The organism is Nocardioides sp. GCM10030259, assembly GCF_042666375.1.
Lineage (GTDB): Bacteria > Actinomycetota > Actinomycetes > Propionibacteriales > Nocardioidaceae > Nocardioides.
Map to the genome: position 1 here is coordinate 67,016 of NZ_JBHTDF010000009.1, position 14,451 is coordinate 81,466.

A 14,451-nucleotide genomic window follows, 5' to 3' on the forward strand; every position below is an offset into this window, starting at 1 on the left:
TGCCCATGGCGGTGCAGACGATCCCACCACGGATCCGGTGGGCGGTCGACGTGATGGACGTTCAGCCCTCCGACCACGTGCTCGAGATCGGATGCGGGCCCGGGTACGGCGCCGAGATGATCTGCGAGCGCCTGGAGACCGGCCGGCTGTTCGCCATCGACCGGTCCGAGTCCGGCGTCGACCGCACGAAGCGGCGCTGCGCCCGGTTCGTCGACAACGGTCGGCTCACGGTCCGGCAGATCGACCTCGCCACCCTGCGGGTGCCGGTGAAGCGGCTGCACAAGGTCTTCGCGTTCAACGTCAACCTGTTCTGGGTGCGGGGCTGCGCCGACGAGGTCGCGCTGCTCCACGAGCGCGTGCTGCCCGGCGGCGCGGTCTACCTGTTCTTCGACGCCAACCGCCCCGAGCTGGTGCCCAACATCGTCCGCAAGGCGTCGGCCGCGCTCCAGGAGGGCGGCTTCCGCGTCTCGGTCGTCGACCAGAAGGCGCCCCCGGTGGTCGGCATCATCGGTCGCCGGTAAGGAAATAACCTTCATCTGCTTTGTATAAGGTTATTCCCTGAAGTAGGGTGGGGCCATGACCACCGTCGTGGTCCTGACCGTGGACCAGCGCGGGAGCCGGACCGGTCCGGACCTGATCCCCGATGCGCTCGGGGCACTGCGCGACGTGCCGACCCGCCTGCCCTTCGAGCGCACGGTCGGCGACGAGCTCCAGGGCGTGCTCGACCGCGGCGACGCAGTGGCGGAAGCGCTGGCGATCCTGCTGCGCACGGACGCGTGGAACATCGGCGTCGGCTTCGGGTCCGTCGAGGAGCCTCTCCCCGACCACACGCGCGCCGGCCGGGGCGCGGCGTACCTCCACGCGCGGGCGGCGGTCACGGCCGCCAAGGCCGCCCCCTGGCACACCCGCGTCGTCGGCACCGACGAGCCGGTGCGAGGCGGCGGCCGTGCCCTCGAGACCACGATCTGGCTGTGGGCGGCGGTGCTCGCCCGCCGTACCAGCCGCGGCTGGGAGGTCGCCGACCTGGCCGACAAGCAGCTGTCGTACGCCGAGATCGGCGAGCAGCTCGGCATCAGCCAGTCCGCCGTGAGCCAGCGGGCCCAGTCGGCTGGCATCGTCGAGGCACGGCGGGCGAAGGAGCTCGTCGCCGGGATCACCGCCCATCTGCTCGGGACGGGAGAGGAACATGACGGCTGAGAACTGGGGCGCGCTGACGCTGGTGCTGCTGGGCTTCGCGCTGCTCTGCGCCCTCGCGGCGTGGGCGACGGCGGCGCGCCGGATCTGGGGGCCGGGCGCGCTGCTGCTGCTCGGCGCCGCCGCGGTGGTGGCCGCCGCACCCGACGACGTCACCCTCGACGGCAGCGCGGCGGTGACGCTCCTGATGGCCCTCGGCGGCGCGGTCGCCGTCGCCGGTGGTGGCCCGCTCACCGCGCTGGTCTTCGACCTCGTGGACCGCCGCGAGCCGCCGGGCGAGTCGATGGAGCGCGCCGGCCACGTGCTGCGCGGCGGTGCCTGGATCGGCGCCCTGGAACGGCTCGCGACGTTCGCGACGCTGGTCGCCGGCTGGCCCGAGGGGCTCGCGGTGGTGCTCGCCCTCAAGGGCCTCGGCCGCTACCCCGAGCTCCGCGCAGCCGAGGACGGCGTACGCACCGGCGCGGCCGAGCGCTTCATCATCGGCACCTTCACGAGCGTGCTCTGGGCGTGCGCCGCGGCGGGCGTCGTGGCGCTGGTCGCGACCGGGCCCTAGCTCGGCCCCACGATCGCGAGGATCTCCGGCCGACCGAACACGTCGCTCGCGACCTGGCGCACCTCGTCGAGGGTGACGGCGTCGATGCGGGCCATCACCTCCTCGATGCTGAGCAACTCGTCGTGGACCAGCTCGGCCTTGCCGATGCGCGACATCCGCGACGCGGAGTCCTCGAGACCCAGCACCAGCCCGCCGCGCAGCTGCCCCTTGCCCCGGGCGAGCTCCTCGGCGGTGATGCCGTCGCGCGCCACCTTCGCGAGCTCCCCGCGGACGACCGCGAGGACCTCGTCGAGCCGGTTCGGCAGGCAGCCGACCGACACGCCGACCAGGCCGGAGTCGGCGTGGTGGGAGGAGAACGAGAAGACGGAGTACGCCAGCCCGCGGTGCTCGCGGACCTCCTGGAAGAGGCGGCTCGACGTACCGCCACCCAGCGCGGTGTTGAGCACGCCGAGCGCGAAGCGGCGGTCGTCGTCGCGGCGCAGGCCCTCCATGCCGAGCACGAGGTTGACCTGCTCGAAGGGACGGGTGGCCCCGATCTGTCCGGGGATGACCCGCTTGCGGGAGCCGTGGCGCGGCGCGACCGGCGCCTCCTCGACGTCGAGCCAGCCGTTGCGCCCGAACGCCGCGCGCACCTGGCGCACCAGGCTCGCGTGGTCGACGTTGCCGGCGGCGGCGACGACGATGTTGGCCGGGCGGTAGTGGCGCTTGAAGAACCGCTGGATCTGCGCGCGGGTCAGCGCCGCGATCGACTCCTCGCTGCCGGCGATCGACCGGCCCAGCGGGGTGTCGCCCCACGCCTGGGCGGCGAACAGGTTGTGCACGACGTCGTCGGGGTCGTCGTCGTGCATCGCGACCTCGTCGAGGATCACGTCGCGCTCGGCCTCGACGTCGGCCGGCGCCAGCGTCGAGCCGGTGATCATGTCGCCGAGCACGTCGACGGCGAGCGGCAGGTCCTCGTCGAGGACCCGCGCGTGGAAGCAGGTGTACTCCTTCGCGGTGAACGCGTTGAACTCACCACCCACCGCGTCGAGCGCCACGGAGATGTCGAGCGCCGAGCGCTCCGCCGTGCCCTTGAAGAGCAGGTGCTCGAGGAAGTGCGAGGCTCCGTGCAGCGCGGGCGACTCGTCGCGCGAGCCGATGCCGACCCAGACGCCGATCGCCGCCGACCGGACGCCGGCCTGCTGCTCGGTGATGATCCGCAGCCCGCTGGGCAGCGTCGTACGCCGGATCCGCGACGTCACCTGTCCCCCGGCATCGGTGACCGTGTGGATCGTGCGGGTGGTGCCGTTCTTCCTCGCGCCAGCGTTTTTGGAAATGGCCGACCGGCCAGCAGATGCCTGCTGGCCGGTCGCCTTGGTGCTTCGTGGTGCCACCGGGTGGTCAGTCCTCCTCGGACGCCTCGGCGTCGGACGAGCCCTCGGCGGACCCCTCGGACTCCTCGACCACCGGAACGAGCGACAGCTTGCCGCGGTCGTCGATCTCGGCGATCTGGACCTGGACCTTCTGGCCCACGGCCAGGACGTCCTCGACGGCCTCGACGCGCTTGCCGCCGGCCAGGGCGCGCAGCTTGCTGATGTGCAGCAGGCCGTCCTTGCCCGGGAGCAGCGACACGAACGCACCGAAGTTCGTCGTCTTCACGACCGTGCCGAGGTAGCGCTCGCCGACCTCCGGCATCGTCGGGTTGGCGATGGCGTTGATCGCGGACCGGGCGGCCTCGGCGGCCTCGCCGTTGGTGGCACCGATGTAGATCGTGCCGTCGTCCTCGATCGAGATAGACGCCTCGGTGTCGTCCTGGATCTGGTTGATGACCTTGCCCTTGGGGCCGATGACCTCGCCGATCTTGTCGACGGGGATCTTGATCGTGATGATCCGCGGCGCGTGGATCGACATCTCCTCGGGCTCGTCGATGGCCTCGGCCATCACGTCGAGGATCGTCATCCGGGCGTCCTTGGCCTGGGTCAGCGCCGCAGCGAGGACCTCGGCCGGGATGCCGTCGAGCTTGGTGTCGAGCTGGAGCGCGGTGACGAACTCCCGGGTGCCGGCGACCTTGAAGTCCATGTCGCCGAACGCGTCCTCGGCACCGAGGATGTCGGTGAGCGCGACGTACTGGGTCTCACCGTCGATCTCGCCCGAGACCAGGCCCATCGCGATGCCCGCGACGGACGCCTTCAGCGGGACGCCGGCCTGCAGCAGCGCCAGCGTGGACGCGCAGACCGAGCCCATCGAGGTGGAGCCGTTGGAGCCCATCGCCTCGGAGAGCTGACGGATCGCGTAGGGGAACTCCTCGCGGTCCGGGAGCACGGGCAGGAGCGCGCGGCGGGCGAGCGCACCGTGGCCGACCTCGCGACGCTTCGGCGAGCCGACGCGGCCGGTCTCACCGGTGGAGAACGGCGGGAAGACGTACTTGTGCATGTAGCGGCGGTGCTTCTCCGGGGAGAGCGTGTCGAGCTGCTGCTCCATCTTCAGCATGTCCAGCGTGGTGACGCCCAGGATCTGGGTCTCGCCGCGCTCGAAGAGGGCCGAGCCGTGGACGCGCGGGATGACGCCGACCTCGGCGTGCAGCGGCCGGATGTCGGCCAGCCCGCGGCCGTCGATGCGGACCTTGTCGCGCAGGATGCTCTCGCGGACGACGGCCTTGTTGACCGAGCGGAACGCCGCGCCGATCTCCTTCTCGCGACCCTCGAACTGGTCGCCGAGCTTCGCGAGGACCTCGTCCTTGAGCTCGTCGGTGCGGTCCTGACGCTCCTGCTTGTCGGCGATCTTCATCGCCGCGGCCATGTCGGACTTGACGGCGGCCTCGACGGCTGCGAAGACGTCGTCCTCGTAGTCGAGGAAGACCGGGAAGTCCTGGACCGGCTTCGCGGCGACATTGGCCAGCTCGGCCTGCGCCTCGCAGAGCTGCTTGATGAACGGCTTGGCCGCGTCGAGACCGCCGGCGACGACCTCCTCGGTCGGCGCCTGGGCGCCGCTCTGGACCTTCGTGAAGGTGGTGTCGGTCGCCTCGGCCTCGACCATCATGATCGCGACGTCACCGGACTCGGTGACGCGACCCGCGACGACCATGTCGAAGACGGCGTCCTCGATCTGGCTGTGCGTCGGGAAGGCCACCCACTGGCCCTCGATGAGGGCGACGCGGACGCCGCCGACCGGGCCCGAGAACGGCAGGCCGGAGAGCTGGGTGGAGAGCGACGCGGCGTTGATCGCGAGCACGTCGTACGGCGCGTCCGGGTTGAGCGCCATCACGGTGATGACGACCTGGACCTCGTTGCGCAGGCCCTTCTTGAACGTCGGGCGCAGCGGCCGGTCGATCAGGCGGCAGGCGAGGATCGCGTCCTCGCCCGGGCGGCCCTCGGACCGGAAGAACGAGCCGGGGATCTTGCCCGCGGCGTACATCCGCTCCTCGACGTCGATCGTGAGCGGGAAGAAGTCGAACTGCTCCTTCGGGTGCTTGCCGGCGGTGGTCGCCGACAGCAGCATCGTGTCGTCGTCGAGGTAGGCGGTCACCGAGCCGGCGGCCTGCCGGGCGAGGAGCCCGGTCTCGAACTTCACGGTGCGCTGGCCGTACTTGCCGTTGTCGATCACCGTCTCGACGGCAGAGATCACGGGCTCGTTGGCAGTGGTGTCAGTCAAGGGTCGTTCCCTTTTCCGTTCGCGGAGCGATCCACGGCGTCCCGTGTGGCCCCCATGTGGATGGGGCTGCGGGCCGGTCTTCGATCGAGGCCCGCAGCCCGCCCGCGAGTGCGGGGGCTGAAGGCCACTACCGAGGACCGGGCCAGAACGCGCGGGTCGCTCCTGGTGTGCTACATGAGGTGTTCAGTTGTGGTTGTGGCCGAGCCTAGCGGCGCTGGACCCGGATACGAGAGGAGCGGCTGCCCGAAGGGGGCAGCCGCTCCGCCCCGGAGACGGGGTGATCAGCGACGGAGGCCGAGGCGCTCGACGATGGAGCGGTACCGGTCGATCTCGGTCTTCTGCAGGTAGTTCAGCAGACGACGGCGCTGACCGACGAGCAGCAGCAGGCCACGACGGCTGTGGTGGTCGTGCTTGTGCTGCTTGAGGTGCTCGGTGAGGTGGCTGATGCGGTGGCTCAGCAGCGCGATCTGCACCTCGGGCGAGCCGGTGTCGCCCTCGGTCGTGGCGTACTCGGCGATGATCTTCTTCTTGGTCTCCGCGTCGGTACCGATCGACATGCGGGCTCCTTCCGGCCCTCTCGGGCAGTTCGTTGCGCGGCGCGCCCGGGCCTGTTCACCGGGGCACTCTGGTTCCGCGGCCGTTCTGACGGCACGTCGCCTCGTGGAGGCAACCTGAGAACTCTAGCGCGCAGGCTCACCCACGGCCGAATCCGCATGTGATGATCGGGCCGTGCCACGACGACTCGGACCTGTCCTCGTCCTCGCGCTGCTGACCAGCCTACTGATCGGCGTGCGCCCGGCGTACGCCGCCGACGAGGCGCCCGCCTGGGCGGCGGACCTGCCGGAGCGGACATCCCAGGTGGTGCGCACCGTGTCGAGCCGCCAGTACTGCCGCAGGGCCTGGTGCACGATCACCCAGGCGTGGGAGCGGGACGAGCACGGCGAGTGGACGAAGGTGCGCGAGTTCCGGTCGACGATCGGGTCGCGGGGCTGGGGCAAGCAGCGCGAGGGCGACCGGCGCTCGCCACTGGGTGTCTTCGAGATCAAGGTGACGTTCACGACGACGTCGTCCAACCCGGGCCGGATGCCGTGGCGCCCGCGCCGGCCGACGTCGATCGTCTCCTCCGCACGCGGTCCGAACTACAACACCTGGATCGAGGTCCGCGGCGTCCGGTCGGGCAACCGGCCGTCGATGCGCTCGGGCTGGGTCCTCGACTACAACCACGTGCGACTGCGCCCGGGCGTCGGCCCGCGGCCGGTGCCCGGCCGAGGCAGCGGGATCTTCTACCACACCTCGAAGCCCGGCCACCGCTGGGCGCCGACCGCCGGCTGCACCCAGGTCGGCAACCCGCGTCAGATGCGCTGGCTGCTCACCTGGCTGCGTCCGTCCGCGGAGCCGCGGGTCGTGCAGGAGCGCTGACGGGCCGATCAGACGGGCGGCGGCGGGTCGTTGCGCTCCTGGACGACGCGGCTGCCGTCGGAGTACTGCGTGACGTTCGTGGAGCGCCGCCGCGAAGCGGTCGTGACGGCGGTCAGGACGACCACCAGGACGCCCGCCAGAACGAGGATCCAGCCGACCATCGTGAGGTCGACGTTGGCGATCGTGTCGGTCACCGCCAGCGCGAGGATCAGCCCCAACGCCAGCAGGAAGACGCCGAGTCCGTAGCCCATGTCCGTTCCTCTCTCCTCGTGCCCGCTCGGGGCGCTCACGGTGACGGTGTCCGGTGGTCGCTGGGTCGAAACCCCGGATCGGCGGTCAGACCACGGTCACCGGGTGCCGGACCACCGCATCGAAGAAGTAGCCGTTGTCGTTGTACGCCGCCACCGCCGGCTGGGTGCGTCCGGCCGCGTCGGTCGCCCGAGCCTGGAGCTCGTGCGCCCCGGCCTCGGGTCGCGACCAGGTCCACGACCACTGGCTCCAGCCGCGCTCCCGGCCCCGCTGGAGACGCGCGCGCTGCCACGTCGTACCGCCGTCGACGCTGACGTCGACCCGGCGGATCGGGCCGGCCCCGCTCCACGACCGACCGGTGAGCTCGACCCGCCGACGCCCCGGGATCTCGGCTCCCCACGGCAGCTCCCAGGCCGAGCGGACCGGGTTGACGTCGAGGACTTGCTCGCCGATGCGGTACCACTTCGTGTTCCACGGGGAGGTGAGCGGCGCCGTCGACACCTCGAGCGAGCCGAGCCACTTGATGCTGGCGATGCCCACCCACCCCGGCAGCACCAGCCGCAGCGGGTAGCCGTGGTCGGGCAGGAGCGCCTCGCCGTTCATGCCCCAGGCGAGCAGCGCGTCGTCGAGGGCCTTGCTCACCGGGAACGGTCGCCGCACCGGGCCGTAGTCGACTCCCCCGCTCACGTAGCTCGGGTCGAGGCCCGTCGCCTGGATCGAGACGGCGCGCGAGTCCAGGCCGATCTGCCGCAGCACGTCGCGCAGCCGGACGCCCTCCCACCGGACGGCGCCGACGGCGCCGAGGCTCCACGCCGTGCCCGAGGCGGGCGTCCCCTGCTGGCTGGCGAAGAGCCCGCGGCCGTTGCCCGTGCACTCGTGGGTGGTCACCAGCGTCGTGCGCGGCAGCCGGCGCAGGTCGTCGAGCGTGAGCACCACGGCATCGCCGGCCGCGCGCGGGAGGCGTAGCCCGTCGCCGTACACCTTCAGCGCGTACGTCGCCGGCTCGATCGTCGGCGTCACCGTGTGGTTTCGCACGAAGAGCCGGGCCTGCTGCGTCAGGTAGCGGCGGGGATCGACGGAGCCCCAGCGCATCTCCGCGTTGGTCCCGAAGTCGACGAACCAGTCGGTGGGCAGGGGCTTGAGGATGGCCGGCGCGCCCGCGAGCGCCCGGCCGAGAGGCGCGAGTGCCTGCGTGGCGAGGGCGCTGCCGAGGACGGCGGCGGAGCGGAGCAGCGTGCGGCGGGTCGTGGCCCGGTTCGTGTCCTCCATGAGCCCGCACCATACACGACTGTATTAGTAGACTTACAGGTCTTCGGGCTGACCGAGCTCCTTGCGCAGCCGGCGCAGCGCGCGGTGTCGCGCCACCCGGACGGCGGTCGGGGCCATGTCGAGCACCCGGGCCGTCGTCGCGACGTCGAGGCCGACCACCTCGAGGCAGGCGAGCACCTCCGACTCGCGCGGGCTGAGCAGGGCGAGCATCCGCCGGGTCTCGGCCTGTCCGACCACGGACCCCTCCGGAGAGTCGGCGATCCCCCAGGCCGCGTCGGAGCCGTCCGGCTCCGCCGGGTCGGTACGCCGCCGCTGCGCCGTCCGGCGACGGTTGTTGAGCGTCAGGCGAGCGATGGTGAAGAGCCATCCCGCGAAGTCGTCGTCGGACCCGCTGAACTCGTCGATCTTGCCGGCGGCGGTCAGCCACGCCTCCGACGCGACGTCCTCGGGCGACGAGCTCGGGTCGCCCGCGGGAAGGGACGCGAGCCAGAGCTCGAGACGGCGCGCGTGCAGCGCGTAGAGCTCCCTCCACGCATCCTCTTCGCCCGCACGCGCCGCCGAGACGAGCGGGCCGTCAGGTCCGGCCATCGCGCTCCTTCCCGAGAACTCCGACCGGAGCGTAACGATCCACGGGCTTCATGACATGTTCCTCATGTGCGACACCGTCTCTCCCGTGCCGAGCTGCAGCGCCGGCTACGCGCGCGCACCGACGAGCGGGCCGTCGACGACGAGTTCGTCGCCCGGCTCGCCGACGTGGCGCGCACCGCGCCGCGAGGGGCCGCCGCGTCGCGCAGACGTCGGCGGCTGGCCGCGCCGCTTGCCGCGGTCGTAGGCGCATGCCTGGTCGGCGGGGTCGGCGTCTCGTACGCCGCCGGCATCGTCGAGGCGCCGGACTGGCCGCTGGGACCGATCCGCGACCGTGCCCCGCAACCGTCGCCGGTCACCCCGACGACGCCGGGGCAGTCGCCCACCGATCCCACGACGGGAGCGTCGCCCGCGCCGTCGGGAGGGAGCCAGGACGGCGCGGGCACCAGCCCGGGCAACGGCAACGGCAATGGCAATGGCCAGGGCGACGGTCGGGGCAACGGCCAGGGCAACGACAACGGCCAGGGCAACCAGGATGGCCAGGGCAACGGCAACGGCAACGGCAACGGGAACGGCCAGGGCGACGGGAAGCCGGACGGCACCCCCGGGAACGGCCCCGACACGGCGCCCGGCGCCCCCACCGCGCCGGGTCAGTCCGACGACACCCCCGGCAAACCCGATCGCACCCCGGGCCAGCCCGATGACACCGGCAAGCCCACCGACAAGCCCTCCGCCAAGCCCACCGACACCGGCAAGCCCACCGACAAGCCCTCCGCCAAGCCGACCGCCACGCCCTCCGCGGGGCCGACGGCGCTGCCCACCCAGGTCCCGACCGCGCTGCCGTCCGCGGTCCCGACCGACCGGGCCACCGCACGCCCCAGCGCCAACCCCGGCAATCCCGGCCGATCCGATCTTCCTGAGCCTGTAACGCCCACTGCGCCTGACGACATGTAGCGGGTGAGTCGTCCTCGGGACGACATCATCCAGAGATAGGGAGCTGAAACACATGCACCGCATCCGAACCACCACCGCCGCTCTCGTGTCGAGCGTGGCCCTCGCCGTCACCGGCGCGCCGTTCGTGGCGCACGCCGACAAGCCGGCGGACTCCTGCGCCAAGCGGGAGGCCCAGGTCGCCAAGGCACAGGACGCGCTGGCCCGTGTGACGGCTGTGTTCGCCAAGCAGCAGCAGAAGGTCGCAGACCGCCAGGCCGACGTCGCCGAGGCCGACGACGCCGACGACGCCGACGAGGCTGCCGCCCAGGCCGCCCTCGCGGAGGCCAAGGCCGACAAGGCGCAGGCCAAGAAGGCCAAGAAGGCCCAGCAGATGCGCCTCGCCAAGGCCACCGAGCGGCTCGAGGAGTGCACGGCCGCTGCGGCCGCCCCCGCGTCCTGACGCGGCCATGAGCGCATGGACCCGGCGCCCTCAACCCCCGAGCCCGGCGCCGGGTCCATGCATTGTCAGACGGTAGTACCTGCGTACGCCGGCTCCCGCTCGATCACCTGATCGCCGCGCGGCTGGGGCGGGCGCCACGGCCACCAGACCCGGTCGCCGAGCAGGATCAGCGTGGCCGGCAGGATCACCAGCCGGACCAGAGTGGCGTCGAGCAGGATCGCGGCCGACAGGCCGACGCCCATCATCTTCATCTCCAGCATCGACAGCGTCGCGAAGATCGCGAAGACCGACACCATGACCGCGGCGGCACTGGTGACCACGCCGGCCGTGTCGGCGATGCCGCGCTGGACGGCGAGCCGGGTCGGCATGCCCCGCTCGACGTGCTCACGCACCCGGCTCAGGACGAAGACGTGGTAGTCCATCGAGAGCCCGATGAGCACCACCAGCACGAAGAGCGGGATCCAGTCGATGACGAAGCCCGGGCTGGTGAAGTCGAGCGAGCCGCTGAACCAGCCGTGCTGGAAGACCAGCGTCAGGACGCCGAACGCCGCGCCCACCGAGGCCAGGTTCAGCAGCGACGAGATGCCCGCGAGGACCACGCTCCGGAACGTCGTGACCATGATCAGCATCGTCAGCAGCAGCACGAAGCCGATGACGAGTGCCAGCCGCCCGCTCTGCTTGTCGGCGAAGTCGAGGGACTCGGCGGAGCCGCCGCCGACGGCGTGCTCCACGTCGCCCGGCAGTTCGCCGAGGGCGGCCGGGACCAGGTCGGCGCGCAGCGACTCCACGCCCTCGAAGACGCGGTCGTCGGTCTCGTCGTACGGCATCCCCAGGACGAGCATCGAGGTCGAGCCGTCCTCGGAGACCTCGACGCCGTCGGCTGCCGCCACGAAGTCGCCGGTCGCGGCAGCGTCGTCGGCGAGCCGCTCGAGGGCCTCGCCCACCTGCTGGCTCCGGGCCGGCTCGGCGCGGACGACCACGACCGCGTTGGCGCCGGCGTCGGCCGGGAAGCTCGCGCTGATCGCCTTGACGGTCTGCACCTCGGGGATCGAGGTCGGCAGGGTGTCGAGGGTGCCGGTGTGGGTCTTCATGGCGAGCGCCGGGAGGGCGAGGCCGACGACCACGACGGACGCGGACAGGAGGGCGGCCAGCGGGTGCCGCACGACGGGTCCGAGCAGCCGCTTGCTGATCCCGCCCTGGCCGATGCGCCGGTTGAGCCGCCACAGCAGCGGGACCCGGGGCCGGTCGGACCAGCGGCCGAGCTTGACGAGCAGTGCGGGCAGCACCGTGATCGACCCGAGCACGGCCACGGCGACGACGAGGATCGAGCCGACCGCGAGCGAGTTGAACGTCGCGTCGCCGACGACGAAGAGTCCGGCCATCGAGGCGATGACCGCGCCGCCGGACACGAGGATCGAGTGCCCCGAGGTCCGTGCCGCGATCTCGACCGCGTCGAGCGTCGTACGCCCCTTGGCGCGCTCCTCGCGCTCGCGCTTGAGGTAGAAGAGCGAGTAGTCGACGCCGACCGCCATACCGATGAGCACGATCATGCTCGAGACGCTCATGTCCGAGGGCACCAGGTGTGACAGGGGCGCCATCAGTCCGATGGTCGCGGCGACGCTGGTGCCGGCCAGCAGCACGGGGATCCCGGCCGCGATCAGCGCGCCGAAGGCGAGCAGCATCAGCACGAGCGTGACCGGGACGCTGGTCAGCTCGGCGGACGCGAGATCGTCGCCCACCCGCTCGTCGATCGCCGCGTCGATGGTCAGGTCACCGGCCTGGCGGATGCTCAGGTCGGGGTGCTCGGAGGCCACCTGCCTGGTGACCTCCTCCACCGCCGCCGCGTCGTCGACACTGCGCTCGAGGTCGACGGAGACCAGCAGGGCCGAGCCGTCGGCATTCGCCTGCGGGCCGCGCACCGCGGCGACCCCGTCCGCCGCACGCGCGGCCTCGACCAACGCTGTCGCGGCCGCCTCCCCCTCCGCGGCGTCGAGGTCCCCGGAGCGGGCCGTGATCAGGATGTTCTCGGTGTCCGGCGACTCCAGGCGCGCGTCGGCGATCATCGCGTCGGCGCGGCCGGACTCACCCACCCGGTAGTCGGCGTCGGTCGTCTCCTTCGTCGGGATCGCCACGGCGAGCCCGACAGCGAACGCCACGAACGCGATCCAGGCGAGGATCGCGCGCCACGGGTGCAGCGCGCTCCATCTCGCGGCTCTCATCGGTACTGCTGTCAACGGGTTGCCCATGGCCGTCTCTCCTCGGGTCCTCGATGTGGTCTGGTTGGTGCTTCCAGCCTCGGGTCGCGCGCGGAGAAGATCAGTGGCGCCAGGACCCGGTCCACGGTGGTGCCAGCACCACTGCCCGGGTCGGGCAGACCCGAGAGGATGGGGACGTGGACCGATTGCGCCTGACCGGGTACGCCGTTGCCCAGTTCTTCCTCTCGATCGTGCTGATCGTGCTGCTGGTGTTCTGGATCGTCGGCGGGGTGCTGGTGGTCGTCTGGATCGGTCTGGGCATCCTCGCCGGCTGCCTGGCCGCGACCCGGTGGATCGCGAACCTGCACCGCACCATGGCCGCGCGGACCCTCGGCGAGGCGGTGCCGATCCCCTATCGCCCGCTCCCGCGGACCGGCTTCTTCGACAAGGCGCGGGTCGTGCTGGCCGACCCCATGACCTGGCGCGATCTGCTCTGGGTGATCGCCGCGCCGGTCTACGGCATCGTCATCACCCTCACGGTGATCGTCCTGCTGCTCGGCGTGGTCACCGGCTTCATCTGGTGGTTCGCGACGCCGCACCTGATGGTGGCCCGGGCCCGCGTGGACCTGGCGTTCCTCGCCTACAGCCGCACCGACAAGCTCGAGCAGCGGGTCCACCACCTCACCGAGAGCCGCGCCGACCTCGTCGACCACTCCGCCGCCGAGCTGCGCCGGCTCGAGCGCGACCTCCACGACGGCGCCCAGGCCCGGCTCGTCGCCCTGTCCATGAGCCTCGGCATGGCGGACGCGGCGTTCGAGGCCGACCCCGAGCAGGCCCGCAAGCTCGTCCAGGACGCCCGCGCCACGACCACGGCGGCGATCGGCGACCTGCGCTCCGTCGTACGCGGCATCCACCCGCCCGTGCTCGCCGACCGCGGGCTCGGCGGCGCCGTCCAGGCGATCGCGCTCGACATGGCGATCCCCGTGCACGTCGAGGTCCGGCTGACCGGGCGGCCGCCGGCACCCGTCGAGTCGGCGGTGTACTTCGGCGTGGCCGAGTGCCTCGCCAACATCGGCAAGCACGCGGGTGCGCACCACGGCTGGATCACGCTGACCCACCAGGACGGCGTCCTGCGCGCGGTCGTCGGCGACGACGGCCGCGGCGGCGCGGACGTCGCGGACGGGACCGGGATGCTCGGCGTGATGAGACGCCTGGCGGCGTTCGACGGCAGGATGTCGGTGTCGAGCCCGCGAGGCGGGCCGACCCTGATCACCCTGGAGGTCCCGTGCAGCCTGGCAGCGAGTCCGGACTCAGGCTCGTCCTCGCCGAGGACCACGCCCTCCTCCGAGCCGGGATGATCCAGCTGCTCGAGGGCAACGGCTTCACGATCCTGCACGCGGTCGACAACGCGCCCGCCCTCGACGAGGCGCTGCGCGACCCCGCGGCCGACGCCGCGGTGCTCGACGTACGCCTCCCGCCGACGCAGACCGACGAGGGCCTGCGGGCCGCGATCGCCGCCCGCGACGCGCGTCCGGGCTTCCCGGTGATGGTGCTGTCGCAGTACGTCGAGCAGCTGTACGCCCGCGAGCTGCTCGCCAGCGGGACGGGCGCCGTCGGCTACCTGCTCAAGGACCGGGTCTCCGACGTCTCCGAGTTCGTCGACGGCGTACGCCGCGTCGCGGCCGGCGGGACCGTGCTCGACCCCGAGGTGGTCGCGACCGTGATGGCCCGCCATCGGGACGAGCCCCTGGACCGCCTGACCGCACGCGAGCGGGAGGTGCTCGGGCTGATGGCCGAGGGCCGCTCCAACGGCGCCATCGCGGCACACCTGCACGTGACCGAGAAGGCCGTGGCCAAGCACATCAACAGCATCTTCGCGAAGCTCGACCTGCCCCTGGACGAGGACGACCACCGCCGCGTGCGCGCCGTGCTCGCCTGGCTCCGGCTCTGACGTACCCCTTGCG

At 72.1% G+C, this 14,451-nt stretch carries 15 protein-coding genes; 8 read left to right on the plus strand and 7 right to left on the minus strand.

Annotation, left to right across the window (positions count from 1 at the left end; translation table 11 throughout):
• Positions 1-5: 5 nt before the first annotated feature.
• Genes ACFQQI_RS11325 through ACFQQI_RS11335 form a run of 3 tightly spaced genes read left to right on the plus strand, consistent with a single transcriptional unit; the run spans position 6 to position 1,747 of the window.
• A complete protein-coding gene (locus ACFQQI_RS11325) occupies positions 6-521 on the plus strand; it encodes a class I SAM-dependent methyltransferase (RefSeq protein ID WP_378562552.1) in 516 nt (171 codons plus the stop codon).
• A 55-nt stretch (positions 522-576) separates the two neighbouring features.
• Complete coding sequence (locus ACFQQI_RS11330; protein WP_378562556.1) at positions 577-1,197, plus strand: winged helix-turn-helix domain-containing protein; 621 nt, start codon at positions 577-579, stop codon at positions 1,195-1,197.
• Positions 1,187-1,747: a hypothetical protein gene (locus tag ACFQQI_RS11335; protein ID WP_378562559.1), complete on the plus strand. Its 561-nt coding sequence runs from the start codon at positions 1,187-1,189 to the stop codon at positions 1,745-1,747. Before ACFQQI_RS11330 ends, ACFQQI_RS11335 begins: the two co-directional genes overlap by 11 nt.
• Here the strand turns inward: ACFQQI_RS11335 and ACFQQI_RS11340 are convergent.
• From ACFQQI_RS11340 to rpsO, 3 genes are all read right to left on the minus strand, one after another.
• Positions 1,744-2,988, minus strand: a complete 1,245-nt coding sequence (locus ACFQQI_RS11340; RefSeq protein ID WP_378562566.1) for a M16 family metallopeptidase — start codon at positions 2,986-2,988, stop codon at positions 1,744-1,746. The genes ACFQQI_RS11335 and ACFQQI_RS11340 overlap by 4 nt on opposite strands.
• 139 nt (positions 2,989-3,127) lie before the next feature.
• Positions 3,128-5,377 (minus strand): polyribonucleotide nucleotidyltransferase, encoded by a 2,250-nt coding sequence (locus ACFQQI_RS11345; RefSeq protein WP_378562571.1) that lies wholly within the window; start codon positions 5,375-5,377, stop codon positions 3,128-3,130.
• Positions 5,378-5,658: 281 nt separating this feature from the next.
• On the minus strand, positions 5,659-5,934 hold the full coding sequence (rpsO, locus tag ACFQQI_RS11350) for a 30S ribosomal protein S15 (RefSeq protein WP_378562577.1): 276 nt from the start codon (positions 5,932-5,934) through the stop codon (positions 5,659-5,661).
• A gap of 172 nt (positions 5,935-6,106) precedes the next feature.
• On the opposite strand from rpsO, the gene ACFQQI_RS11355 reads away from it, so the two are divergent.
• On the plus strand, positions 6,107-6,796 hold the full coding sequence (locus ACFQQI_RS11355) for a L,D-transpeptidase family protein (RefSeq protein WP_378562584.1): 690 nt from the start codon (positions 6,107-6,109) through the stop codon (positions 6,794-6,796).
• Positions 6,797-6,804: 8 nt separating this feature from the next.
• On the opposite strand, the gene ACFQQI_RS11360 is transcribed toward ACFQQI_RS11355, so the two are convergent.
• The 3 genes from ACFQQI_RS11360 to ACFQQI_RS11370 all read right to left on the minus strand — a co-directional run bounded on the left by ACFQQI_RS11360 (position 6,805) and on the right by ACFQQI_RS11370 (position 8,902).
• Positions 6,805-7,047 carry a DUF6458 family protein gene (locus tag ACFQQI_RS11360; RefSeq protein WP_378562588.1) on the minus strand — a complete coding sequence of 81 codons (243 nt, stop codon included), beginning with the start codon at positions 7,045-7,047 and terminating at the stop codon, positions 6,805-6,807.
• A gap of 85 nt (positions 7,048-7,132) precedes the next feature.
• Positions 7,133-8,314, minus strand: a complete 1,182-nt coding sequence (locus tag ACFQQI_RS11365) for a sulfite oxidase (RefSeq protein ID WP_378562591.1) — start codon at positions 8,312-8,314, stop codon at positions 7,133-7,135.
• A gap of 33 nt (positions 8,315-8,347) precedes the next feature.
• Complete coding sequence (locus ACFQQI_RS11370; protein WP_378562594.1) at positions 8,348-8,902, minus strand: RNA polymerase sigma factor; 555 nt, start codon at positions 8,900-8,902, stop codon at positions 8,348-8,350.
• Positions 8,903-8,968: 66 nt separating this feature from the next.
• Here ACFQQI_RS11370 and ACFQQI_RS11375 point away from each other — a divergent pair, with 66 nt between their 5' ends.
• Entirely contained in the window at positions 8,969-9,853 is an 885-nt protein-coding gene (locus tag ACFQQI_RS11375; protein ID WP_378562597.1) for a hypothetical protein, read from the plus strand.
• Between the two features lie 52 nt (positions 9,854-9,905).
• Positions 9,906-10,292 (plus strand): hypothetical protein, encoded by a 387-nt coding sequence (locus ACFQQI_RS11380; RefSeq protein WP_378562600.1) that lies wholly within the window; start codon positions 9,906-9,908, stop codon positions 10,290-10,292.
• A 65-nt stretch (positions 10,293-10,357) separates the two neighbouring features.
• On the opposite strand, the gene ACFQQI_RS11385 is transcribed toward ACFQQI_RS11380, so the two are convergent.
• The gene (locus tag ACFQQI_RS11385) at positions 10,358-12,511 is read right to left on the minus strand and encodes an MMPL family transporter (protein ID WP_378562602.1); all 2,154 of its coding nucleotides are present in this window, start codon (positions 12,509-12,511) and stop codon (positions 10,358-10,360) included.
• Positions 12,512-12,684: 173 nt separating this feature from the next.
• On the opposite strand from ACFQQI_RS11385, the gene ACFQQI_RS11390 reads away from it, so the two are divergent.
• Both ACFQQI_RS11390 and ACFQQI_RS11395 read left to right on the plus strand, forming a co-directional pair.
• Positions 12,685-13,845: a sensor histidine kinase gene (locus ACFQQI_RS11390; protein WP_378562605.1), complete on the plus strand. Its 1,161-nt coding sequence runs from the start codon at positions 12,685-12,687 to the stop codon at positions 13,843-13,845.
• Positions 13,842-14,438 (plus strand): LuxR C-terminal-related transcriptional regulator, encoded by a 597-nt coding sequence (locus ACFQQI_RS11395; RefSeq protein ID WP_378562608.1) that lies wholly within the window; start codon positions 13,842-13,844, stop codon positions 14,436-14,438. Before ACFQQI_RS11390 ends, ACFQQI_RS11395 begins: the two co-directional genes overlap by 4 nt.
• Positions 14,439-14,451 lie beyond the last annotated feature (13 nt).